Here is a 22,892-nt window from a genome sequence, read left to right on the forward strand (position 1 = left end):
AACGTGCGTGGGCGGGATCGCCTCGATCAACGGGCGCCGCACAGGCGCCCGTTGCGGGCTCACGGTCCGGGCTGGGCTGCGCCCACCTCTTGGGCCAGCTCTCGGAACCGAAGCCCGGCCTGGCTCTCGTAGCGGGGGTTCCAGGCGACCGCGAGGCCAAGTGGGGGCTGGGGACCCGTGGTGATCAGGTCCCGGAACTCCACGCCGTCGCGGCCTTTGCGGGCGGCGCTGGAAGGGATGAGGGCGACGCCCATTCCGCTGCCGACCAGGAAGAGGACCGTCTCGACCTGCACGGCCTCCTGTGCCACTTTCGGCGTCACCCCGGCCTGCTGGAACAGCATCGTGGACAGGGCGTGCAGGCCGGGGATGGCGTGCTGGGTGTAGTCGATGAAGGGCTCGTCCGCGAGGTCCTGGAGAGTGATTCGCTTCTGGCGGGTGAAGCGGTGTCCGGTGGGCAGTGCGAGGACGAAGCGGTCGGCCTCGACGGTGACGTACTGCAGGTCGCTGCGCCGGGTGAGGGGGACGCGGACGATGCAGACGTCCAGCGTGTGGCGTTCCAGGGAGTCGATGAGGCCGGTGTTGGTGTCCTCGGTGAACTTCAGCGCCACGCCCGGGTACGTGCGGCGGAAGGCGGGGAGCAGCCGCGGCAGCAGCCGGTTCTTCGCGGAGCCGACGAAGCCCACGCGCAAGTTGCCGGTGGCCCCCGCGGCGGTGGACTCCGCGACCCGTGCCAGTTCCGCCGAGTGGAAGATGACAGCGCGGGCGTGCTCCAGGGCGGCCTCGCCGGCCGCGGTCAGCTCGACGCTGTGGGTGGAGCGCTGGAAGAGCTTGGCGCCGATCTCGTCCTCCAGTTTGCGGATGGAGACCGATAGCGGGGGCTGTGTCATGTGCAAACGCTCGGCCGCCGTACGGAAGTTGAGTGTTTCGGCCACCGCCAGGAAGTGTCTGAGCTGCCGCAGCTCCACGGTGATACCTCACATGTATCAAGTATTGGCGATTCACCCTCGGGGATTGTATGGCCGTGACGGGGTCGGCATGGTGACTCGCACCACACGCACTGACAGAGCACCAAGGGAGCCGCCCCATGTCAGCCGTGCCCTCCACGCCCGTACCAGCGGGCTTCGAGCAGGCATTCCGCCCACGTTCGGTCGCCGTGCTCGGCGCTTCGGACGACCCCAGCAGGATCTCCGGCCGGGCACTGCACTACCTGCTCCGCGCTGGTTACCAGGGCGCCGTCTACCCGGTCAACCACAAGCGGGCGACGGTGCAGGGACTGGACGCCTACCCGTCGCTGGACGCGGTGCCCGAGGTTCCGGACATGGTGCTGATCGGCCTCCCCTCGGGTCTGCTCAAGCAGGCGATGACGGACTGCGTGACGAAGGGCGTGGGTGCCGCGGTCATCTACGCGGCCGGCTTCGCGGAGACCGGCGAGGACGGCCAGGCGCTCCAGGAGGAGCTGGCCGATATCGCGCGGCGCGGGAATCTGCGGCTGTTCGGCCCCAACTGCCTGGGTCTGCTGCACGCGGCCAGCGGTTTCGTCGGCACCTTCAGCAGTGCCTTCGACGAGGAGATCCCCACCGGCGGCGGCGTCGCGGTGGTCAGCCAGAGCGGCGCCTACGGCGGTCACCTGGCTTATCTGTGCCGCCGCCGCAACGTCGACATCGGCTACTGGGTGTCCACCGGCAACGAGGCGGGCACCGACGTCGCCGAGTGCGTCCACTGGCTCGCCCTGCAGGACGACGTCTCGGTGATCCTCGCCTACGCCGAGGGTGTGCGGGACGCTGGGCGGCTGCGCACCGCGCTGGCGGTGGCGCACGAACGGCGCAAGCCGGTGGTCTTCATGAAGGTCGGCGCCTCCGACACCGGTGCCGCCGCCGCGCAGTCGCACACCGCCTCCCTGGTGGGCAGCGACACCGTCTACGACGCGCTCTTCCGCCAGTACGGTGTGCACCGTGCCCGGACCACCCAGGAGCAGGTCGACCTGGCCTACGCGTGCAGCCGGGGCGTATTGCCGGCCGGACGCCGGGTGGGCATCGTCACCGTCTCCGGCGGCTTCGGCGTGCAACTGTGCGACGCGGCCGAGCGCTACGGGCTCGATGTCGCCGGGCTGCCCGAGGAGGCCCGCGCCCGGCTGCGCGCGATCAACCCGATGGGCAGCGACGACAACCCGTGCGACACCACGGCCGGCTGGCTCAACGACATGAGTCTGATCACCGACACCTTCGGGGTCATGTACGCCCAGGGCGACTACGACAGTGTGATCGGCTCGTTCACGATGCTGCCGGACTCCCCCACCTACGGCGAGGGCATCAAGGAGGCCATCCGCAAGGGCACCTCCGACTTCATGGACCGGCCGACCGTCCTGTGCATGGAGGCGCGCCCCGAGGTGGTGCGGTCCTACGAGGATGCCGGCTTCCTCGTCTACGACGACTCCGAGCGGGCCGTCGCCGCGCTCGACGGGCTCGCCCGACTGCGGGAGGGGTTCGAGCGCCCGCTGCCCGCGCCCGGCGGCACGGACGCGCTGCGCCGCGAGCTGCCGGACGGACCGCTGTCCGAGGCCGCCGCGCAGGAGCTGCTGGGCTCGGTGGGCGTGCCGTTCCCCGCGTCCCGGGTGGTGACGTCGGCCGCGGAGGCCGCCGAGGCCGCGGCAGAGACTGGCTTTCCGGCTGTCATGAAGATCGTTTCCCCTGACATCCCGCACAAGACGGAAATCGGCGGCGTGGTGCTCGGCGTCACGGACGCGGAGACCGCCGCGGCGGAGTTCACCGCGCTCACCGCGCGCGCCGCCGCGGCCCGGCCCGACGCCAAAGTGGAGGGGGTGCTCGTCTCGCCGACCGCGCCTCGCGGGGCCGAGATCATCGTGGGCGCGCGGCGCGATCCGGTCTTCGGCCCGGTGGTGATGTTCGGTACCGGCGGGGTGCAGGCCGAGCTGTTCCGCGACGTCGCCACCCGGGTCGGCGCCGTCGACCGGGACGAGGCGCTGCGGATGATCGCCGAAACCCGCGGGCACGCCCTGCTGACCGGCTTCCGCGGTCTGCCCGAGGCCGATGTGGACGCCGTCGCCGACCTGCTGGTCACCGTCTCCGCCTTCGCCGTCGCCAACGCCGACCGGATCGAGACGCTGGAGCTGAACCCGGTGATCGTCCGCGAGGCTGGCCAGGGCGTGCTGGCGCTGGACGCCCTGGTGGTGCCGCGGGAGGGGACGTCATGACGATGGACCCGCACGCCCTGCTGCGGCGGGAGTTCACGCCGGTCCCGCAGCGGTACACCGCCCAGGACTCCCGCCTCTACGCCCTGAGCCTCGGGCTCGGTGCGGATCCGCTGGATGCCCGTCAGCTGGCATACGTCTACGAGGAGGGTCAGCGCGCGTTCCCCACCATGCCGAATGTCCTCGGTTACGCCGGCTTCTGGGCCCGCGAGCCGGACACCGGCATCGACTGGCGGCGGCTGCTGCACGTCGAGCAGTCGCTGACGCTGCACGCACCACTGGCGCCCGAGGGCGAGGTCGTGGGCCACACCCGGGTCACCGGCGTGGTGGACAAGGGCGTGGACAAGGGCGCGCTGCTCTACCAGGAGCGGCAGGTGCTGGACGCCGCCGGCGGGCGGCTCCTGGCCGAGGTGGGCCAGGTCAGCCTGTTGCGCGGGGACGGCGGCTGCGGCAGCACGATGGACACCGCTCCCCCGCCGCACCGGATGCCCGACCGGGCGCCGGACACGGTGCACGACCTGCCGACGCTGCCGCAGGCGGCGCTGCTCTACCGGCTGAACGGCGACACCAACCCGGTGCACGCCGACCCCGCGACCGCGCGGGCGGCCGGGTTCGAGCGGCCGATCCTGCACGGACTGTGCACCTTCGGCGTGGCCGTGCACACGCTGCTGGCCGGTGCCCTGGGCTGGGACGAGTCCAGGCTGCGCCGGCTGCGGGTCCGCTTCACCGCCCCCGTCTTCCCCGGGGAGACGCTGCGGACCGAGTCCTGGGCCGATGGCGACATCGTGTCCTTCCGCACCACCGCGATCGAGCGCGGCGCAGTCGTCCTGGACGCCGGCCGCGCCGACCTGATCTGACCTCACACGCAGGAGCCGCATCATGGATCTGGAACTCAAGGACAAGACCGCGATCGTCACCGGCTCGGCCCGGGGACTGGGCGCCGCGACCGCCCGCCGCCTGGCTCGGGAAGGCGCCCGCGTCGTCGTCACCGACATCGACGGACAGAGCGCGGAGGCGACCGCGAAGGAACTGGCCGGAGACGGCCACCGCGCGATCGCCGTGCGCGCGGACATCACCTCCGGCACGGACGTGGACGGCCTGGTGGCAGCCGCCACCGAGGAGTTCGGCGGGGTGCACATCCTCGTCAACAACGCCGGCTTCCCCCGCGACACGCTGCTCACGAAGATGACGGACACCGACTGGGACTCGGTGATCGAGGTGATCCTCAAGGGATCGTTCCTGGTCACCCGGGCCGTCATGCCACACCTGATCGAGCAGCGCTGGGGACGGGTGGTCAACATCTCCTCACGCAGCTACCTGGGCAACCCGGGCCAGGCGAACTACTCCAGCGCCAAGGCCGGCATCCTCGGCTTCACCCGCGCGCTCGCCGCGGAGCAGGGGCGCTACGGCATCACCGTCAACGCCGTCGCCCCGGGCTTCATGGAGACCGAGGCCGTCCGCTCCCTGGACCACTACGAGAAGATCCGGGAGAAGGCCGTCGCCGCCCAGCCGCTGCGCCGCACCGGGCAGCCCTCGGACATCGCGGACGCGGTGGCGTTCCTCGCCTCGGAGCGCGCCTCGTTCATCACCGGCGAGACGCTGCATGTGACCGGCGGCCGCTTCGGCTGACCGGTCCGGCTCGGCCCGCACCGGCCCGCCGCCCCCGCAGCGGCCCGAATCCGTACTCCGCTCCCCGCTGCACCCGCCGGCCCAACGGCAGACGATCCCGCCCGACGGCCCCCGCGCGGCCCCACCGCTCCGGCCGCCCCGGCGGCCCCGCATCCCCCGGGCCGCCCGCACAGCTCAAGTCCGCCCGCGCACATCCGCAGGTCTCACCGCTTCCACCTGCCCCCGATGCACGCGATGCACGCGATGTGCCGACTCCCCAGGCTTGCCCACAGATGTCAACGGAGATATCCCATGACCGCTTCCCGTGAAGCCGTCGCCGGGGCAGTACGTCCCGCCGGCTCCTCGCCGTCCCCCGGCCGCAGCAGAGTCCGCTTCCTGATCGTCGCCCTGCTGTTCGTGGTCTCCACGCTCAACAACGCCGACCGCGCCATCCTGTCGATCACCGGTACGGAGATCCAGGGCGACATCGGGATCAGCGACGTCACGCTCGGCTACCTGTTCTCCGCCTTCTCCTGGGCCTACATGCTGGCCCAGCTGCCCGGCGGCTGGATCGTGGACAAGTGGGGCGCCCGCAAGGTGTACGCGGGCAGTATCTTCCTGTGGTCGCTGGCCACACTGTTCCAGGGCGTGGTCCCGCTGTTCGGCATCGCCTCGGCGATGATCGCGCTGTTCGTCCTGCGGCTCGCGGTGGGTATGGCCGAGGGACCGGCGTACCCCACCAACGGCCGGGTCGTGGCAACCTGGTTCCCCGCTGCCGAACGCGGCACCGCCTCGGCGATCTTCAACTCCTCGCAGTACGCGGCGCCTGTCATCTTCACCCCCTTCATGGCGTGGCTCACCCACGGCTGGGGCTGGCCCTCGGCGTACTTCGTGATGGGTGGCATCGGCATCGTCCTCAGCGTCTGGTGGTGGATGGCCTACCGCCAGCCCCGTGCGCACCCGCGCGTCAACCAGGCCGAACTGGACCACCTCGTCGAGGGCGGCGCGCTCGTCGACATCGAGGAGGCCGCTTCGGTCGGCACCAAGACCGGGGTCAACACCTGGTCCGTGGTCCGGCAGCTCCTCAGCAGCCGGATGATGATCGGCCTCTACATGGGCCAGTTCTTCATCGCCACGTTGGTCTACTTCTTCCTCACGTGGTTCCCGATCTACCTGATCAAGGAACTCGGCATGCCGCTGCTCGAGGCGGGCTTCACCGCGTCCATCCCGGCGCTGTTCGGCTTCATCGGCGGCATCCTGGGGGGTCTGCTCTCCGACGCGCTGCTGCGCCGGGGCAGGTCGGTGACCGCGGCCCGCAAGATCCCGATCGTCGCCGGTCTGGCCCTGTCCACCTGCATCATCGCGTGCGCCTGGACCTCGAGTAAGACCGTGGTCATCGTCGTGATGGCGATCGCGTTCTTCGGCAAGGGGCTGGGCAGCCTCGGCTGGACCGTCGTCTCGGACACCTCCCCGAAGGAGGCCGCGGGGCTCTCCGGCGGCCTGTTCAACGCCCTGGCCAATCTGGCGGGCATCACCACCCCGATCGTCATCGGCTACGTCGTCGACATCACCGGATCCTTCGACGGCGCGCTGTACTTCGTCGGCGCCTCCGGCCTGGCCGCGGCGCTGTCCTTCCTACTGGTCGTCGGCCGCATCGAGCGCATCCAGCTGAAGGAGGCCACCCCGTGACGGACCTGAGCGATTACGCCTCCTGGACCGGCCGGCGCGAGGAGGCCGAGGACACGCTGAGCGCGGACACCGCCCTCGGGCTGAGCGCCGTCCTGGACCGTGTCCCGGACGGTCCGGACGCCGCGCCGCCCCTCGCCCACTGGCTCTGCTTCCTGCCCCGCACTCCGCACAGCGATCTCGGCCCCGACGGGCACCCCCGGCGCGGCGGCTTCCTGCCACCCGTCCGGCTGCCCCGCCGGATGTGGGCCGGCGGCGACCTGCGTTTCTCCGAGCCGCTGCGCACCGGCGTTCCGGTCCACCGCACCTCGGTGATCGCGGACGTACGGGAGCGCGAGGGGCGCAGCGGGCCACTGGTCTTCGTCACCGTCGACCACGAACTGCGGCAGGAGGGCGTCCTCGTCCTCACCGAGCGGCAGGACATCGTCTACCGCGCCGCCCCCGGCCAGGCCCCGGCGGCGTCCGGCGGCGCACACGAGCAACCCGAGGAGGAGCCGCCGGCGCCCGGTACGTGGCAGCGCGCCCTCGTCCCGGATCCGGTCATGCTGTTCCGCTACTCGGCGCTGACCTTCAACGCACACCGCATCCACTACGACCGCACCTACGCCCAGCAGGAGGAGGGCTACCCCGGACTGGTCGTCCACGGACCGCTGACGGCGACACTGCTGCTCGACCTCTGCGTACGGCAGCGGCCCGGCGCCCGCGTCACCGGTTTCCGGTTCCGCGGCCTGCGCCCGGCCTTCGACGGCCGGAAGCTGACCCTGCACGGCACCCCGACCACCTCCGGCGCGTCCCTGTACGCCACCGACGACCGGGGCCGGACCGTGATGAACGCGGAGGTGGACGTCACATGAGCCACCGTACGAACACCCCCCACGTCGCGGCCCTGCACTCGCTGCTGTTCGTGCCGGCCGATGACGAGCGGCTGCTGTCCAGAGCACATCTGCGCGGTGCCCACGGGCTGATCCTCGATCTGGAGGACGCCGTACCGGAGTCGGACAAGGAGTCGGCACGGTGGGGGCTGCCTGCCCACATCGACCGGCTGGCCGCCGAAGGCCAGTACCTGGTGGTGCGGGCCGGCTCGACGCGCGAGAACTGGGAGACGGATCTGAGGGCCGCGGTCCGTCCCGGCCTGCGGGCAGTGATGCTGCCCAAGACCGAGCGTCCAGGGCAGCTCACGGAGGTGGCCACGTACCTCGACGGCCTGGAGCGGGAACGCGGTCTACCGGCCGGCTCGGTCGGGCTGATCGCGCTGATCGAGTCCCCGGCGGCGCTGTTCGCGCTGACCAACCTGGCGGCGGCACCGCGGGTGTGCGCTCTGGCGCTCGGCAGCGAGGACTTCTCATCGGCACTGGGTGTGGCGCCGACACCGTTCCTGCTGACCGAACCGTGCCGCTGGATCGCGCTCGCCGCCTCGGCGGCCGGAATCGGCTCTTTCGCGCTCCCGATGTCCCTCGCCGTCCTGGACCGTCCCGAGGCACTGGCGGACGCCGCCCGGGAGGCGCGGGAGCTGGGCGTCACCGGCGCCCTGTGCGTCCACCCGGCGCAGGTCGCTGTGGTCAACGCCGTGTACGCGCCCGGTGACGCGGAGATCGCCTGGGCGCGCCGGGTGACCGATGCCTGGGACGCCGCCGACGGCGACGGGAGCGGCCCGGGTGTCATCCGCGTCGACGGCCTGATGGTCGACGCGCCCGTCCTGCGCCGCGCGCGCACCCTGCTGGCCTCGGCGAACGCCGCGGGTCACGCAGTGACCACCGACCATGGAGGTGACCGATGAGCGGCGCACACGTCCGCCTGGAGACAACGGGCCGGGTGGCGACCATCGTCTTCGACAACCCACCGCTGCACGTGTGGAACGCGGTCATGACCCGCGGCCTGACCGAGGCGCTGGACGCCGTGGAGGACGACCCGTCCGTCGGCGTGGTGGTACTCACCGGCGCCGGGGACCGGGCGTTCTGCGCGGGCTCGGACATCCCCGAGTTCGCCGCGATGCGCGCTCCGGGCGAGGCGGTGGCGAAGAAACTGCGCCCGCAGCAGGAGTTGTTCGCACGGCTGGCGTCCTTCCCGAAGCCGACGATCGCCGCGCTGAACGGGCACACGCTCGGCGGCGGCCTGGAGATCGCGGTCTGCTGCGACCTGATCGTCGCCGAGGAGCACATCGGCATCGGCTCCCCGGAGATCAAACTCGGCGTCTTCCCCGGCAGCGGCGGTACGTTCCGGGTCGCCCGCCGCATCGGGGCCGGGCGCGCCAAGGAGATGCAACTGCTGGGCGAGCCGGTGGACGCGGCGACGGCGCTCGCCTGGGGCCTGGTCAACCGGGTCGCGCCACGCGGCGATGCGCACGCCACCGCACTGGAGCTGGCGGACGTCCTGCTGCGCCGTCCGCCCCGGTCGATGGCGCTGTGCAAGTCCGTCATCGACGCCGCGCACGACCTTACCGAGGAGGAGTTGATCGAGGCTTCTCTGACCGCCAGCGACGAGGCGTTCACCTCCGCCGAAAGCGCCGAGGGCGTCCAGGCGTTCCTCGCCAAGCGCGCCCCCGACTTCCTGGCCGCGTCCCGGACGTCCGAGAACACCATCGAGAAGGAGACCCCCGCATGACTCGCGCGGCGATCGTGGCCCCCGTCCGTACCCCCATCGGCGCCTTCGGCGGCAGCCTGCGCCCGGTGCCCGTCGAGAAGCTGGGCGCGACCGTCGCGACGGCGGCCGTGGAGCGCGCCGGTATCGACCCGGCCCTGATCGAGGACGTGGTCTTTGCGCAGTCCTACGCCAGCAGCGAGACGCCGTGCGTCGGCCGCTGGATCGCGCTGGAGGCCGGTTTCCCGGTCGAGGTCGCCGGGATGCAGCTGGACCGGCGCTGCGGCAGCGGCCTCCAGGCCATCGCCACCGCGGCGATGATGGTGCAGTCCGGAGCGGCCGACGTCGTCATGGCAGGCGGCGTCGAGAGCATGAGCAACGTCGAGTACTACACCACCGACATGCGCTGGGGCGGACGCTTCGGCTCCACCACCTTCCACGACCGGCTCGACCGGGGACGGGAACGCGCCCAGCCGGTGGAGCGGTTCGGGGTGATCTCCGGCATGATCGAAACCGCCGAGAACCTGGCCCGCGACTACGGAATCAGCCGCGAGCGGGCCGACGCCTACGCCGTCCGCAGCCAGCGCCGGGCGGCGGCGGCCTGGGAGTCGGGCGCCTTCGCACATGAGGTCGTCCCGGTGACGGTGCCTCAGCGCAAGGGCGACCCGGTCGCCTTCGCCCGCGACGAGGGAATACGTACGGACACCTCGGCGGAGAAGCTGGCCCGGCTGCGCCCGGTCGAGCCCGGCGGGACCGTCACGGCGGGCAACGCCTGCCAGCAGAACGACGCCGCCGCGGCCTGCCTGATCGTTGCCGAGGAGCAGGCGGAGCGGCTGGGCCTGACCCCGATCGCCTACCTGAGCGGCTGGGCAGCGGCCGGATGCGAGCCCTCCCGCATGGGCATCGGCCCCGTACCCGCCACCGCCAGAGTACTGAAGCGCCTCGGACTGACTCTGGCGGACATGGATCTGATCGAGGTGAACGAGGCGTTCGCCTGCCAAGTCCTCGCGGTGCTCGAGGAGTGGGGCATCGACGACGCGGAGCGGGTCAACGTCAACGGTTCCGGGATCTCACTGGGCCACCCCGTCGGCGCGACGGGCGTACGCATCATGACCACGCTGCTGCACGAACTGGAGCGCCGTGACGCCCGGTTCGGACTGGAAACCATGTGCATCGGAGGAGGCCAGGGCATTGCAGCCGTCTTCGAACGCGCCTGAAGAGCGCCGCGGTCCGCTGGCCGGGCTGCGCGTCGTGGAGGTCTCGGCCTTCGTCGCCGCCCCCTTGGCCTCCATGACGCTGGCCCAGCTGGGCGCCGAGGTGATCCGCATCGATCCCGTCGGCGGGAACATCGACTACCACCGCTGGCCGGAAACCGAGCACGGGGAGAGCCTGTACTGGGCCAGCCTCAACAAGGGCAAACGGTCGGTTACCCTGCCGCTGGACACCCCCGAGGGGCAACGCGCGGCGACCGACATCATCTGCGCGGACGGCGACGGCGCCGGCATCCTGATCACCAACTTGCCCGCCCGTGGCTGGCTCGACTACGAACAGCTCTCCGCGCGACGACCCGACCTGATCATGATGCGCCTGCTGGGCAACCCCGACGGCTCCCCTGCCGTGGACTACTCCGTCAACTGCGCCAGCGGCTTCCCGCACGCGACTGGCACCGGCCCGGAACCGGTCAACCACGTACTGCCGGCCTGGGACGTGGCCGCGGGACTTTACCTGACGGTCGGTCTGCTGGCCGCCGAGCGCAGACGCCAGGCGACCGGACACGGCCAGGAAGTCACCCTCGCCCTGTCCGATGTCATGCTCGCCACCGTCGGCAACCTGGGCTACGTCGCCGACGTGCAGATCAACGGCGCGTCCCGGGAGCCGATCGGCAACAGCCTCTACGGCGCCTTTGGACGCGACTTCAGCACCGCCGACGCACGCTCGGTCATGGTCGTGGCCATCACCACCCGGCAGTTCCGCGCCCTGGGCCGGGCCACCGGGCTCACCGAGAAGCTGGAGATGACCGGTCCGCTGATGGACGTGGACCTGACGACGGAGGGCGGCCGGTACGCCGCCCGGCACGCCATCGCGGCGGTGCTCGAACCATGGTTCGCGGCAAGGACGCTGGCCGAGGTGCGCGCGGTGTTTCACGGCTCCGGGGTGCTGTGGGGCCCGTACCAGACATTCCGCCAGCTCGTCGAAGAGGACCCACGCTGCTCGACGCAGAACCCGCTGTTCTCATGGATCGACCAGCCGGGCATCGGCACGCTGCTGGCTCCCGGCTCACCGCTGGTGTTCTCCGGTGACCCGGCACCGGCGGCCGCTCCGGCACCCCGGCTCGGTGCGGACACCGATACCCTCCACAGCCCCGTTCCGCAGCCGGTCAGCGGCTGACGGGCGGGACAGCACCCGATAATGATGGGAGGGCCCACACCGCCCGGACTCCGCGGAGAAAGGGATCGCGGCCCGGCAGTGGCCGCAGCGGGCACAAGCGCATGTACTCGCGCTTCGTGGCCCGCGAATGCACGGAACGGCCACCGACCGCCTCACATGGCTGCCGACGCCGAAACGGGGCGTGCCCTCTTCGTCCGGACGCCACAGGACTGACGGGCAGCCAGAAGAGCGTCAACATGGCCTGCGGCCGTGCGGGCCTCGATCGGCGCCCACTCGCCAGGACAGCCCCCTGGCAGTTCGACTTCGGGCTGACGGAACGACAGCTACTTCTCAAAGTGCCACCGCTCCATCGGGTATGCAAGTTGAGGTCAACCGATCCCGTACAGGCCCGGCAGGTCGACCAGGAGTAGATCGTCGCGGCGGGCTGCGGACTCGATCAGGTCCGGGTAGAAGCCATGCAGGGAGAAGAGAGCCAGGGTGGTGCCCGTGGTGTCGTAGCCCTGGTCGGCGAGCAGGCCACGGATGTGCTCCAGGCGTTGCAGGTCGCCGGTGCCACGGCGGGCGGCGGTGGCCTTGGCCTCGCCGATGAGGGCGATCCTGGCTCGGGGAGCTTGCGGGCGCTCGCCCAGGGTCAGGGCGATGACGTCGACCTCGTGCCTGGTGCGGGCCGCCGGGTCGGCGACCTCAGTGGTACCCACCGGGCCGGGCAGACCGCCCGGGAGCAGGGTGTGGGCGTATCGGCGAGTGAAGGTGCGGGCGAGGTCCTCGAAGTGCGGGCCGAGGATCTTGGAGTTGAAGGTCGGTTCAGCGGCCTGCCATGCCTGTTCGGCGAAGCCCTGCTCGACGGTGGCCGCCTGTGGCAGTGTGATGAGCTGGTTGAAACGGATGACGGGGTCGGCCAGGGTGATGACGGGGTGGCGAGGGCGCAGGATGTCCTGCTCGCGCTGGATGTAGCCGGTGGATTCCAGGACCTCGATCGGGTGGGTAACGGCGTTGCGCTGGCGCTCCAGCGCCGCGCCGATTTTGGTGGGAGTGGAGGCGCCGTGGGCCATCGCGGTGAGGATGTCGTAGTACAGGGTGTGCTGGGTGATCCGCGGATCCTCGCGCAGCAGATACTCCGTCTCCGTGCGCGAGTAGACCGCCCGGCCGGGGTCCAGGAGCGTCCGGGCCAGCCAGGAGACGAAGCCGTCGTTCGGGTGCGGGCGAGCGGCCACCGGCCGGTACCCGGGAGCCCCACCAAGGACGGCGTGGACCTTCAATGCCGTCAGCGGGTCCTCGATCTGCCAGAAGTCACGCGCGGCTCGGTAGTCGAAGGCACCCAGCCGCAGATCGATCACGGCGCGGCCGCGCAACGGCTTCGTCCCCGACAACAGTTCGTGCATGACGCTCATCGCGGAGCCGCACAGGATTACCCGAGGCCCGGGACCTGAACCAGTGCCGCGCTGACGCTCGTCGTAGAGCTGCTGGAGCAGGCCCGGGATCTCGGGAGAGTGCTGGAGGAGATACGGCAACTCGTCGACCACCAGCAGCGGCGTGTTCGAACGAGCCGTCACATCGAGGGCATTGGACAGAACCTCCCGCCAATCGGCCAACTTCAGGGTCCCGGGCCGCAATCCGGCATGGGCCGCGATCGCGTCACTGAACCGCTGGATCGCCGGCAGCCGCCCCTCTTCCCGCACCGCCGTGACGTACAGACCACCGACACGCTCGGACAGCGCCTGCAGGAGATAGGACTTCCCGTGCCGCCTGCGCCCCGACACGATCCCGAGGCGCATCGCAGGATCCGGGTCGGTGACGAACTCGGTGAGCAGATCCCACTCACGATCACGGTCGACCACGTCGTCGGGCTTGGCAAGCATGCTCTCGGCCACGGGTGCCCTCCCTCGCCCTGATCCAATACGTGTTGTCTAACTCTACCTCGACAGGATTTGCCTAGCCCCACTTGCTCAACATCGGGACTACCGAGTTCAACAATTGCCCGGGGGGGATCGCAACAGCGCCGCGTCAGCGGGTTCCAGACAAGGCGATGACAGGCATCGCGAACTCCCCCTCAGCCGGCCTCACCGGAAGAGCGTGAGCGTCATACGAGCGTCAAAAGCGCCGAAAGCCAAGCACCCGTCCTGCCGCCCCACCCGTCACTCCACACAAAAACCGCAGGTGAGCCCGTAGCGAGGAGCTCGACCTGTTGGACACGGTGAAACAGGTCGAGAAACGCCCCTGAACAGGAAACCGCAGGTCAGGAGCCCTTCGCGGCCGGTTCGAGGATCGCCACGCACTCCACGTGGTGCGTCACCGGGAACAGGTCGAACGCGCGCAGGCGGCGCGGGACGTAGCCCGCTTCGCGGAAGTAGGCGAGGTCGCGGGCCAGGGCCGCCGGGTCGCAGGCCACGTAGGCGATGCGGCGGGCGCCCAGGGTCGCGAGGTGGGCGACCGTGTCCTTGCCCGCGCCGGAGCGGGGCGGGTCGAGGACGATCAGGTCGGCCTCGGTGATGCCGGTGCGGGGCAGCACCTGCTCGACCTTGCCGTGCTCGATGCGGACGCGGTCCAGGTCCTGGAGGTTGTGCCGGGCGTCGTCGGCCGCGCGCTTGCTCGACTCGATGCCCAGCACCGCGCCGCGCTCGCCGACCCGCTCGCCGAGGGCGCCCGCGAAGAGGCCGACGCCGCAGTAGAGGTCCAGCGCGGTGTCGCCCTTGCGCGGCATCAGGCCCTGCATGACGGCCTCGACCAGCAGGTCCGCGGCCTTGGGGTGGACCTGCCAGAAGCCGCCCTCGCCGACCCGCCAGGTGCGGTCCGCGGCGCGTTCGCGGACGAAAGGGCGGCCGTGGACGCGGTGGACGAGGCGGTGCCGCTCGCGGCCGCGGGACTCGCCGATGCGCAGGACGGAGACCGGGCGGTCGAGTTCGACGATGGGCAGCCGGCCGCCGGGGCGGGGAGTGAGGACGACCTGACGGTCGGAGGAGCCGGTGGCGGCGATGGCCTCGATGGTTTCGATCTGCGGCCATTCCCGCTTCTCGATGCCGAGTTCGGTGACCCCGGGCGCGGCGATCAGGCAGTGGTCGACGGGCTCGACCTCGTGCGAGCGGTGGCGGCGCAGCCCCGGGCGGCCCTGTGCGTCCACCGCGTACTGCAGCCGGGTGCGCCAGGCCGGGACCTCGCCGCGGGACACCTTGTCGCCGGGGGCGGGTTCGACGGTGCCGTCCCAGCGGGCGTCCTCGGGGGTGAGTCCGGCCAGCCGCTGGAGCTGCTCGGTGATCACCTCGGCCTTGAGCCTGCGCTGGGCGCCGGGGGCAACGTGCTGCCAGTCGCAGCCGCCGCACCGGCCGGGGCCGGAGAACGGGCAGGGCGCCTCGACCCGGTCCTTGGCGGCGTCGAGAATCCGGACCGCGTCGGCGCGCAGGAAGCGCGCGCCCTCCTCGCCCTCGGTGACCCTGGCGACGACCCGCTCGCCGGGCAGGGTGTGGCGTACGAACAGTACCTGGCCCTCGGCGGTCCGGGCGATGCAGTGGCCGCCGTGCGCCACCGGGCCGACCTCGACCTCGTACTCCTCGCCGACCAGCGACGCCTTGGGTTCACTTTGCATGGCGGGTTCGGCTCCGTAAGGGGGTGAGGGTGCGGATGGGACACAGCGGCCCGGGCGGGGCGACAGCAGCCCACCAGTCTACGTCCCCGCACCCCCGGCCCCCACAAAGGGGCGGCGGCTACCGCCCCGGCGTCCGGACGGCCGCCTTCTCGGCCTTGCGCTCGCCCTTCGGCCGCGGCGGCGCCACGGGGCCGCGCCGCACCGCGCCCGGAGCGTTCCACTCGGCGCGCTTGCGGGCGCGCTTGCGGGCCAGCTCCGAGGAGTCCAGCTGCCAGGGGACGGAGGTCACCATCACGCCGGGGGTGAACAGCAGCCGGCCCTTGAGCCGCAGCGCGCTCTGGTTGTGCAGCAGGTGCTCGTACCAGCGGCCGACCACGTACTCGGGGATGTAGACGGAGACCACATCGCGCGGACTCTCCCGGCGCAGACTCTTGACGTAGTCGATGACCGGCCGGGTGATCTCGCGGTACGGCGAGTCGAGGATCTTCAGCGGGACGTCTATGCCGCGCTCGCTCCACTCGGTCTGGAGCGCCTTGGTCTCGGCGGGGTCGACGTTGATGCTCAGCGCCTCCAGCCGGTGGGAGCGCATCAGCTTGGCGTAGGCCAGGGCGCGCAGCGTCGGCTTGTGGATCTTGGAGACGAGGACGATGGAGTGCACCCGGGAGGGGCGGACCTCCTCCTCGTCCTGCTGCTCGTCGGCCGCCGCCAGCTCCTCGGAGACGCCGTCGTAGTGGCGCCGGATCGCGCTCATGGTGATGTAGAAGACGGCCATGCCGAGCAGCGCCACCCAGGCGCCGTGGGTGAACTTGGTGAGCAGCACGACGACCAGGACCAGCCCGGTGAAGAAGGCGCCGAAGGTGTTGATCGCGCGGGCGCGGATCATGCGGCGGCGGGTGGCCGGGTCGCGCTCGGTGGCCAGGTGGCGGTTCCAGTGCCGCACCATGCCGGTCTGGCTGAGGGTGAAGGAAACGAAGACGCCGACGATGTAGAGCTGGATCAGCCGGGTCGAGTCCGCGCCGTAGAGGTAGACGAGGACGGCGGCCGCGGAGGCGAGCAGCACGATGCCGTTGGAGAAGGCGAGCCGGTCGCCGCGGGTGTGCAGCTGGCGCGGCAGGTAGCGGTCCTGGGCGAGGATCGAGCCGAGCAGCGGGAAGCCGTTGTACGCGGTGTTGGCGGCCAGGAACAGGACCAGCGCGGTGGCCGCGGCGAGCACCACGAACAGGAACGAGCCGTCGCCGAAGACGGCGGCCGCGACCTGCGAGATCACCGGGTTCTGGGTGTATCCGGAGCCGAGCGCGACGCCGTTCTTGAACAGGTCGTTGGCCGGGTCCTCGGCCATCTTGACGTTGGTGACCAGGGCGAGGGTGATGATGCCGACGAACATGGCGACGGCGAGCCCGCCCATCAGCGCCAGCGTCGTCGCCGCGTTCCGGCTCTTGGGCTTGCGGAAGGCGGGCACCCCGTTGCTGATGGCCTCGACGCCGGTGAGCGCGGCGCAGCCGTCGGAGAAGGCGCGCAGCAGCAGGAAGACCAGCGCGAAACCGGCCAGCCCGGTCTGCTCGGCGTGGACCTCGAAACCGGCGGTGGGGGCCTTCATGTCGTCGCCGAGGACGAGCGCGCGGTAGGCGCCCCAGAGGATCATCACGAAGACGCCGCCGACGAAGACGTACGTGGGGATCGCGAAGAGCTTGCCCGATTCGCGGACCCCGCGCAGGTTCATCAAGGTCAGCAGCAGGATGATCGCGACCGCGACGAGCGTCTTGTGCTCGACGATGAAGGGGACGGCGGAGCCGAGGTTCTCCACACCGGAGGAGATCGACACGGCCACCGTCAGCACGTAGTCGACCAGCAGGGCGCTGGCGACCGTGAGGCCCGCCTTGGGGCCGAGGTTGGTGGTGGCGACCTCGTAGTCACCGCCTCCGCTGGGATACGCGTGCACGTTCTGGCGGTACGAGGCGACCACCGTGAACATGAGCACGATGATCGCGATCGTGATCCACGGAGAGTAGTGGTAGGCCGACGCACCCGCCACGGAAAGGACGATCATCACCTGCCCGGGCGCGTACGCGACGGAGGACAGGGGGTCGGAGGCGAAGACGGGGAGCGCGATGCGCTTGGGGAGAAGGGTTTCTCCCAACTTGTCGCTGCGCAGCGCCCGCCCGATCAGGATCCGTTTCGGGAGGTCGGTCAGTTTGGACACGCAGAGGATCGTAAAGGGTGGGCGGGGCGCCCGCCCACCCGCCCGCCCCCACGGGGGCGGGCGGGCGGCGGGGCGGCCGCCACGGCGGTCAGGACAACCGGACCGGCAGGGTGCGGTGGCCGTTGGAAATGAACGATTCCACCGGCTCCAGCGCGTCCTGCCCGGACGCGAGTGAGAGTCGAGGGAAGCGCTCGAACAGTGCCGGGAGCGCGATCATGGCCTCCAGCCGGGCCAGCGGCGCGCCGACGCACAGATGGACGCCGTGGCCGAAAGCGAGGTGGTTCTTGAGGTTCCGCGTCACGTCGAAACGGTCCGCGTCCTCGCCGTGCACCTCCGGGTCACGCCCGGCGGCCGCGTAGGCGGCGACGATCGCGTCGCCCTTGCGCAGCACCACTCCGCTGTCCAGCTCGATGTCCTCGACGGCGTAGCGCAGCGGCAGGTTGGCGACCGGGGCGGAGTGCCGCAGCGTCTCCTCGATCACGTCCTCCCAGGTGGCCCGCCCCGCCCGGACGTGTTCGAGCTGCTCGGGCCGGGTGAGCAGCGCGTGGATGGCGTTGTCCAGCAGGTTGACCGTGGTCTCGTGACCGGCCGAGAGGAACAGGGCGAGGGTGTCGGTCAGCTCCTTCTCGCTGAGCTTGGCGTCGTTCCCCTCCCCCCGCACCGCGAGCAGCCCGCTGGTCAGGTCGTCGCCCGGGTTCTCGCGCTTGGTGGCCACCAGTTCGCCGAGGACGGAGTACAGCTCGGTGTAGGTGGCGGTGACCTCCTCCGGGGTGGCGGAGGTGTGGAAGATGCTGTCGACGACCCGGCGCATCCGCGCCACCAGGTGCTCGTCGTCCATCCCGAACAGCTCGGAGATCACCTGGATGGGCACCGGGTACGCGTACGCGTCGCGCAGGTCGACCACCTCGCCCGGCTCGGTGGCGGCCAGCGCGTCCAGGAGGTCGGTGCACATCTCCTCGATGCGCGGCCGCAGGGCGGCGGTGCGCCGCGCGGTGAACGCCTTGGAGATCAGGGTGCGCAGCCGCCGGTGGTCGGTGCCGTAGGAGGTGAACATGTTCTCCACGGCGACCCAGGTGATCAGCGGCCACTCCTGGGAGATCTCACCGTTGATCCACGCCGGCCAGTGCTGGCGGGGGTCCTTGGAGACGCGGGGGTCGGTCAGCAGCCGTTTGAGTGTGCTCTGGGTGCTTATTGCCCACGCCACCACGCCGTGAGGAAGCTCAACAAGCGTCGCTTCACCGCCTGCGGCGACTCGGGCTGCCTCTCCGGCGATGTCTCGGCCGGTGGGATCGAGGACGATGGGACGGGTTTCCATGGGGTGTCTCCAGGGTTCTCGTCGAATCGGGCTGACTCGGGTGCGGACGCTGCGAACGGTTCGGCTTGAGTCGCCAATTGGGCGGGGAAGCGCACCGGCAGGGACGCCAGGGCGCGGTGGAAGGGCCCGGTCCGCCACGTCAGCTGTTCGACGGGGACGGCCAGCTCCATGTCCGGGAGACGGTCGAGGAGTCGCTCGATGGCGACGGTGGCGATCACGCGGGCGGGCCGCTCCGCGGGGCAGCGATGGGCACCGGCGCTCCACGCCAGGTGGGCCCGGTTGCCGGATCGCCGGTCGGAGGCGATGGCCGCCTCGTGGTTGGCGGCGGCGTAGCTGACGAGCACCGGCTCGCCCTTGCGCAGCCGTACGCCCGCGACATCGCAGTCGTAGCGGGGGAATCGGGTGCCGTAGTTGGCCATCGGCGGGTCGTTCCACAGGACCTCGTCGATGGCGTCCTCCACGGGCATGCTGCCGCCGGACAGCTCACCGGCGAAGCGGTCGTCCGACAGCAGCAGGCGCAGCGCGTTGGCGATCAGGTTCTGCTGGGGGTCGGTGCCGGCCGCCATCATCAGGATGATCTGCTGCATCAGCTCGTCGTCGGCCAGCTGCGAGGGGTGCGCGATCAGCCAGGAGGTGACGTCGGCCGAGGGCTGCTGGCGCTTGCTCGCGACCAGGCCCGAGATCCAGCGGAGCAGGTCCTCGTTGGCCTGGGCGGCTTCCTCGCCGCTGTCGAAGAGCTTCATCATGGTCTCGACCAGCTTCGGGCCGTCCGCGGCGAGCGCGCCGAAGAGCTGGTTGAAGACGAGCAGCGGGAGCACCGACGCGTACTCGATGAGCAGATCGGCCTCGCCCCGGGACGCGAAGGCGTCGATCAGGGTCTCCGCGCTGCGCTCGACGTACTCGCTGAGCGCGTGCGGGTCCACCCGGTCCAGGCTGTCGGTGATCGCCCCGCGCAGCCGGGCGTGCGCCTCGCCGTCGCAGAACAGGGCGTTCGGCCGGTACATCATCATGGGGGCGACGGGGCTGTCCTGCTGGACGGTTCCGTCGTGCACCGCCCGCCAGCCGCGCGGGTCCTTGGCGAACCGCTCGGTGTCGCGCAGGACCTCGAGCCCGAGCTGATAGCTGGTGACGAGCGAGCCGTAGACCCCGGGCGACAGCTCCACCGGCGCGATCGGCCCGTGGACGGTGCGCATCCGCTCATAGGCGGCGTGCGGGTCGGCGGCGAAGTCGGGCCCGTACATCGGCACCGTGCCGCGGCTGCCCACGACTCCGGTGGCACCCGTGCGCACGGGGCAGACCGGTGGTGGAACGGGTCCGGCGGCGGCGATACGGTCGGTCACACATTCTCCTGAGCGCTACGGGTGTGGCGGGTCTGCAGATACTGGACGAGGGCGATCAGCGCGTGGGTGGAGGAGATCCGGTCCCTGGCGTCACAGGTGACCAGTGGGGTCTCCGGCAGCAGATCGAGCGCCTCCCGGACCTCCGTCTCGGCGAAGCGGGGCGCCCCCTCGAAGTGGTTGACGGCGACGGCGTACGGCAGCGCCTGCTCCTCCAGGACGGCCATCACCTGGAAGGACTGCTCCAGCCGCCGGGTGTCGGCGAGCACCAGCGCGCCCAGCGCGCCGCGCGTCATGTCCTTCCACATCCGGGTGAAGCGCTGCTGCCCGGGCGCGCCGAAGAGGTACAGGACCAGGGACTCGCTGAGGGTGAGCCGGCCGAAGTCCATGGCGACGGTGGTGGTCGTCTTCTCCTCGATGCCCGCGAGGTCGTCGATGAGCGCGCCGGCCTGAGTCATCGTCTCTTCGGTGCGCAGCGGGCGGATTTCGGACAGTGAGCCCACGAAGGTCGTCTTGCCGACCGCGAAGTGTCCGACGACCAGCAGCTTGGCCGCGGTCCTTACGGTCTGGGGCAGATAGACCGCACCCCGGTCAGAGGCGAGCGCGGAGTCCATCGAGCACCTCCTGGAGCAGCTGGGTCTCGGGGAGTTCGGCGGGCGGGATGGGGGCACGGGTGCTGATGTGGCCGCTGTCGACCAGATCGCCCAGCAGGACCTTGGTGACGCTCACCGGCAGCTCCAGATAGCCGGAGACCTCGGCGACCGACAGCGCGCCGCCGAGGCAGAGTTCCATGACCGCCCGCTTCTCCGGGCTGAGACCGGCGAGCGGCCGGTCGGGGTGGGCCATGACCAGGGTCACCAGGTCGAAGGTGTTGCGGCTCGGGTAGGCACGGCCGTCGGTCACGACATACGGCCGTACCAAACCTCGTTCGCGCCTGCCCGGGCTCATGCGGGGCTGCCGATCCCCTGCCAGGCCGCGCCCTGCCGCGGCGGGCTGGTCAGCTCCTTGCCCAGCCGGTCGACCAGCTTCTGCATCCGGTAGCTGACCGCCTCCATGTCCACGTCCTCGGTGGCCGAGACGGCCAGGTACGCGCCGGGGCCGGCGGCGATCAGGAAGACGTAGCCGCCGACGAACTCGACCAGCGTCTGCTGCCAGGGCGTCTCGTCACGGTCGCAGAACTCGGAGGTGCTGCGGCTGATCGACTGCAGTCCGGAGAGCGCGGCGGCCTGGCGCTCGGCCTCGTCGCGCGCGATGCCCTTGGAGTGCGCCCGCAGCATCCCGTCGGCGGAGAGCAGGATCGCGTGCCGTGCCTCCGGCATCTTGACCACCTCGTCGAGCATCCAGCCCAGCTCGTTGTTCATGTGGTCGTTCATGCCTGGCGATTCCCTTCTTCGGTGTGAGGGGCGGCATCCGGTGTGACGCCACGGCCGGAGCGCGTACCGCGCGCGAACGCGCCCATGCGCTTGGCGGTCTCTTCGGCCGAGCGGACACGGTGCGGACCCGTGTCGGTTTCGGGGGCGCCGGACCCCGGTCCGGGCGCGGTGGGCCAATCGTCCACCGGTGGGGCGGCGGTGGGCCTGCGGCGGCGGCGCTTGGGCAGGCCGCCCTCGGTCTCCCCGTACACGCGCGTCGCCTCGTCGTCCGCGGGCGGCTGTCCGGGCCCCGCGGAGGGCGCCGGGGCGGGAGCCGCTGCCGGGGCCGGGGCGGGCGCCTGGGCCTCGGCGGGGGCCTGGGCCGCGGCCCTGCGGCGGTTCGCGCGGGACGGGAGGGTACGCAGCGGGGCGGCGGCCTCGGCCTCGTACGCGTCCTGGGCCGCGGGTGCGGCGGCGGGCGCTTCCGCGTCGATGTGGGTGAGCAGCGCGCTGGGGAGGAACAGGACGGCGCGCACACCGCCGTACGGGGACCGGGTGTCCACCGAGACGCTGAAGCCGTACCGGGCGGCGAGCAGGCCCACCACGGCGAAGCCGAACTGCGGCGGGTCGCCCAGCCGCGAGACGTCCACGGCGCGCTGGCCGGACAGCAGCCCGGCGGCCCGCTGGACCTCCAGGCCGTCCATGCCGACCCCGGCATCGTCGATCACGATGCAGGCGCCGTTGTGCACCGGCTGCAGGCTGACCTCGACGTTGGTGTTGGGCTGGGAGTGCCGGGCGGCGTTGTCCAGCAGCTCGGCGACCGCGAGCACCACGGGCTCCACCGCGCGGCTCGCCACACCGATGTCGATCAGGGCGTGCACCTGAACCCGCCGGTAGTCGCGGATGCGCGACTTGGCGCCCCGGACCACATCGGTCATCGGGGAGGCGGTGCGCTGACGGCCGGGCCAGGAGCCGCACAGCACGGCGATGGCCTGGGCGCGGCGGCCGAACTGCGCGTTGGCGTGGTCGATCTCCAGCAGGTCGCGCAGCACGTCGGGGTTGTCGTGCCGGTCCTGCATCTCCGAGATCGCCACCTGCTGTTCATTGGCGAGGCCCTGGAGGGCGCGCATCGACGCCTTGAGCGCGGCCTTGGCGGAAGCGTCGGCCCGCGACTGCGCCTTGTCCACCGCGCGCGCGAAGTGCTCCATGACCGCGTGCAGGCTCTGCGCGTAGGCGGTCCCGGCCAGCTTCTCGTCCCGCAGCCCGGGCAGCGGGGCGGGCTGGCTCAGCACGTCCGCGATCGCCGGGAGCCGGACGTCGACCAGATGCCGCACTTCCTCGTCGCGGGAGCGCAGGTTGTCCTCGAGCGTGGCGTTACGCCTGCGCACTCCGGCGGTGATCCGCCGCTGGCGCATCAGAAGCACCAGAACGACAAGGAGGACGCCGACCAGGCACCAGGTCACCGCCTCCGGTATGTGATCTGTCATCAGGAACCTCGTGCAGAGAACGCGGGCGTGGAGGGAACGATTCAGTGCCCTGATGTCCCGTCCGGGAACGGAATACGGCGATCATCTTAGCCGCGCCGTGACCAAGTGTCCGACGGCCGTAACAAAGTTCGAACTCCCCGGACCCTATTGCCAA

The 22,892-nt window shown here is 71.1% G+C and carries 19 protein-coding genes; 9 read left to right on the forward strand and 10 right to left on the reverse strand.

Annotated features, from left to right (window positions below; translation table 11 throughout):
* Positions 1 to 59: 59 nt before the first annotated feature.
* The gene (locus ACFZCY_RS35630) at positions 60 to 965 is read right to left on the reverse strand and encodes a LysR substrate-binding domain-containing protein (RefSeq protein ID WP_391182960.1); all 906 of its coding nucleotides are present in this window, start codon (positions 963 to 965) and stop codon (positions 60 to 62) included.
* A 119-nt stretch (positions 966 to 1,084) separates the two neighbouring features.
* On the opposite strand from ACFZCY_RS35630, the gene ACFZCY_RS35635 reads away from it, so the two are divergent.
* The 9 genes from ACFZCY_RS35635 to ACFZCY_RS35675 all read left to right on the forward strand — a co-directional run bounded on the left by ACFZCY_RS35635 (position 1,085) and on the right by ACFZCY_RS35675 (position 11,467).
* A complete protein-coding gene (locus tag ACFZCY_RS35635) occupies positions 1,085 to 3,211 on the forward strand; it encodes an acetate--CoA ligase family protein (RefSeq protein WP_391182962.1) in 2,127 nt (708 codons plus the stop codon).
* A complete protein-coding gene (locus ACFZCY_RS35640) occupies positions 3,208 to 4,065 on the forward strand; it encodes a MaoC/PaaZ C-terminal domain-containing protein (RefSeq protein WP_391182965.1) in 858 nt (285 codons plus the stop codon). The genes ACFZCY_RS35635 and ACFZCY_RS35640 overlap by 4 nt, the downstream gene beginning before the upstream one ends.
* 22 nt (positions 4,066 to 4,087) lie before the next feature.
* Entirely contained in the window at positions 4,088 to 4,837 is a 750-nt protein-coding gene (gene fabG / locus ACFZCY_RS35645; RefSeq protein WP_391182968.1) for a 3-oxoacyl-ACP reductase FabG, read from the forward strand.
* A gap of 291 nt (positions 4,838 to 5,128) precedes the next feature.
* Positions 5,129 to 6,505 (forward strand): D-galactonate transporter, encoded by a 1,377-nt coding sequence (locus tag ACFZCY_RS35650; RefSeq protein ID WP_391182970.1) that lies wholly within the window; start codon positions 5,129 to 5,131, stop codon positions 6,503 to 6,505.
* Positions 6,502 to 7,356, forward strand: a complete 855-nt coding sequence (locus ACFZCY_RS35655) for a MaoC family dehydratase N-terminal domain-containing protein (RefSeq protein ID WP_391182973.1) — start codon at positions 6,502 to 6,504, stop codon at positions 7,354 to 7,356. The genes ACFZCY_RS35650 and ACFZCY_RS35655 overlap by 4 nt, the downstream gene beginning before the upstream one ends.
* Complete coding sequence (locus ACFZCY_RS35660; RefSeq protein WP_391182976.1) at positions 7,353 to 8,279, forward strand: aldolase/citrate lyase family protein; 927 nt, start codon at positions 7,353 to 7,355, stop codon at positions 8,277 to 8,279. The genes ACFZCY_RS35655 and ACFZCY_RS35660 overlap by 4 nt, the downstream gene beginning before the upstream one ends.
* Positions 8,276 to 9,103 carry an enoyl-CoA hydratase-related protein gene (locus tag ACFZCY_RS35665; protein WP_391182978.1) on the forward strand — a complete coding sequence of 276 codons (828 nt, stop codon included), beginning with the start codon at positions 8,276 to 8,278 and terminating at the stop codon, positions 9,101 to 9,103. Before ACFZCY_RS35660 ends, ACFZCY_RS35665 begins: the two co-directional genes overlap by 4 nt.
* Positions 9,100 to 10,296, forward strand: a complete 1,197-nt coding sequence (locus tag ACFZCY_RS35670) for an acetyl-CoA C-acetyltransferase (protein ID WP_391182981.1) — start codon at positions 9,100 to 9,102, stop codon at positions 10,294 to 10,296. The genes ACFZCY_RS35665 and ACFZCY_RS35670 overlap by 4 nt, the downstream gene beginning before the upstream one ends.
* Positions 10,271 to 11,467 carry a CoA transferase gene (locus ACFZCY_RS35675; RefSeq protein WP_391182984.1) on the forward strand — a complete coding sequence of 399 codons (1,197 nt, stop codon included), beginning with the start codon at positions 10,271 to 10,273 and terminating at the stop codon, positions 11,465 to 11,467. Before ACFZCY_RS35670 ends, ACFZCY_RS35675 begins: the two co-directional genes overlap by 26 nt.
* Before the next feature lie 368 nt (positions 11,468 to 11,835).
* Here the strand turns inward: ACFZCY_RS35675 and ACFZCY_RS35680 are convergent, their stop codons facing one another.
* The 9 genes from ACFZCY_RS35680 to ACFZCY_RS35720 all read right to left on the reverse strand — a co-directional run bounded on the left by ACFZCY_RS35680 (position 11,836) and on the right by ACFZCY_RS35720 (position 22,738).
* Positions 11,836 to 13,326, reverse strand: a complete 1,491-nt coding sequence (locus ACFZCY_RS35680) for an ATP-binding protein (RefSeq protein WP_391183241.1) — start codon at positions 13,324 to 13,326, stop codon at positions 11,836 to 11,838.
* Positions 13,327 to 13,703: 377 nt separating this feature from the next.
* On the reverse strand, positions 13,704 to 15,047 hold the full coding sequence (locus tag ACFZCY_RS35685) for a TRAM domain-containing protein (protein ID WP_391182987.1): 1,344 nt from the start codon (positions 15,045 to 15,047) through the stop codon (positions 13,704 to 13,706).
* Positions 15,048 to 15,165: 118 nt separating this feature from the next.
* Positions 15,166 to 17,247: an amino acid permease gene (locus tag ACFZCY_RS35690; RefSeq protein ID WP_391182990.1), complete on the reverse strand. Its 2,082-nt coding sequence runs from the start codon at positions 17,245 to 17,247 to the stop codon at positions 15,166 to 15,168.
* 88 nt (positions 17,248 to 17,335) lie between these two features.
* Positions 17,336 to 18,454, reverse strand: a complete 1,119-nt coding sequence (locus tag ACFZCY_RS35695) for a cytochrome P450 (protein WP_391182992.1) — start codon at positions 18,452 to 18,454, stop codon at positions 17,336 to 17,338.
* A complete protein-coding gene (locus ACFZCY_RS35700; RefSeq protein WP_391182995.1) occupies positions 18,436 to 19,902 on the reverse strand; it encodes a cytochrome P450 in 1,467 nt (488 codons plus the stop codon). The genes ACFZCY_RS35695 and ACFZCY_RS35700 overlap by 19 nt, the downstream gene beginning before the upstream one ends.
* A complete protein-coding gene (locus ACFZCY_RS35705) occupies positions 19,899 to 20,513 on the reverse strand; it encodes an ATP/GTP-binding protein (RefSeq protein WP_391182999.1) in 615 nt (204 codons plus the stop codon). Before ACFZCY_RS35705 ends, ACFZCY_RS35700 begins: the two co-directional genes overlap by 4 nt.
* Positions 20,491 to 20,847 (reverse strand): DUF742 domain-containing protein, encoded by a 357-nt coding sequence (locus ACFZCY_RS35710; RefSeq protein ID WP_055549730.1) that lies wholly within the window; start codon positions 20,845 to 20,847, stop codon positions 20,491 to 20,493. Before ACFZCY_RS35710 ends, ACFZCY_RS35705 begins: the two co-directional genes overlap by 23 nt.
* Positions 20,844 to 21,272: a roadblock/LC7 domain-containing protein gene (locus ACFZCY_RS35715; protein ID WP_361484745.1), complete on the reverse strand. Its 429-nt coding sequence runs from the start codon at positions 21,270 to 21,272 to the stop codon at positions 20,844 to 20,846. The genes ACFZCY_RS35710 and ACFZCY_RS35715 overlap by 4 nt, the downstream gene beginning before the upstream one ends.
* Positions 21,269 to 22,738 (reverse strand): ATP-binding protein, encoded by a 1,470-nt coding sequence (locus ACFZCY_RS35720; protein ID WP_391183003.1) that lies wholly within the window; start codon positions 22,736 to 22,738, stop codon positions 21,269 to 21,271. The genes ACFZCY_RS35715 and ACFZCY_RS35720 overlap by 4 nt, the downstream gene beginning before the upstream one ends.
* Positions 22,739 to 22,892: the final 154 nt, after the last annotated feature.

It is taken from the genome of Streptomyces sp. NPDC007983, assembly GCF_042958345.1.
Taxonomy (GTDB): domain Bacteria; phylum Actinomycetota; class Actinomycetes; order Streptomycetales; family Streptomycetaceae; genus Streptomyces.

What these genes read in the sequence shown, in the direction of transcription:
- ACFZCY_RS35665 (WP_391182978.1), top strand. Translation starts at nt 8,276, where the DNA reads ATGAGCGGCGCACACGTCCGCCTGGAGACAACGGGCCGGGTGGCGACC.
- ACFZCY_RS35650 (WP_391182970.1), top strand. Translation starts at nt 5,129, where the DNA reads ATGACCGCTTCCCGTGAAGCCGTCGCCGGGGCAGTACGTCCCGCCGGC.
- fabG (WP_391182968.1), top strand. Translation starts at nt 4,088, where the DNA reads ATGGATCTGGAACTCAAGGACAAGACCGCGATCGTCACCGGCTCGGCC.
- ACFZCY_RS35705 (WP_391182999.1), bottom strand. Translation starts at nt 20,513, where the DNA reads ATGGACTCCGCGCTCGCCTCTGACCGGGGTGCGGTCTATCTGCCCCAG.
- ACFZCY_RS35635 (WP_391182962.1), top strand. Translation starts at nt 1,085, where the DNA reads ATGTCAGCCGTGCCCTCCACGCCCGTACCAGCGGGCTTCGAGCAGGCA.
- ACFZCY_RS35680 (WP_391183241.1), bottom strand. Translation starts at nt 13,326, where the DNA reads ATGCTTGCCAAGCCCGACGACGTGGTCGACCGTGATCGTGAGTGGGAT.
- ACFZCY_RS35720 (WP_391183003.1), bottom strand. Translation starts at nt 22,738, where the DNA reads ATGACAGATCACATACCGGAGGCGGTGACCTGGTGCCTGGTCGGCGTC.
- ACFZCY_RS35660 (WP_391182976.1), top strand. Translation starts at nt 7,353, where the DNA reads ATGAGCCACCGTACGAACACCCCCCACGTCGCGGCCCTGCACTCGCTG.
- ACFZCY_RS35685 (WP_391182987.1), bottom strand. Translation starts at nt 15,047, where the DNA reads ATGCAAAGTGAACCCAAGGCGTCGCTGGTCGGCGAGGAGTACGAGGTC.
- ACFZCY_RS35710 (WP_055549730.1), bottom strand. Translation starts at nt 20,847, where the DNA reads ATGAGCCCGGGCAGGCGCGAACGAGGTTTGGTACGGCCGTATGTCGTG.
- ACFZCY_RS35715 (WP_361484745.1), bottom strand. Translation starts at nt 21,272, where the DNA reads ATGAACGACCACATGAACAACGAGCTGGGCTGGATGCTCGACGAGGTG.
- ACFZCY_RS35670 (WP_391182981.1), top strand. Translation starts at nt 9,100, where the DNA reads ATGACTCGCGCGGCGATCGTGGCCCCCGTCCGTACCCCCATCGGCGCC.
- ACFZCY_RS35640 (WP_391182965.1), top strand. Translation starts at nt 3,208, where the DNA reads ATGACGATGGACCCGCACGCCCTGCTGCGGCGGGAGTTCACGCCGGTC.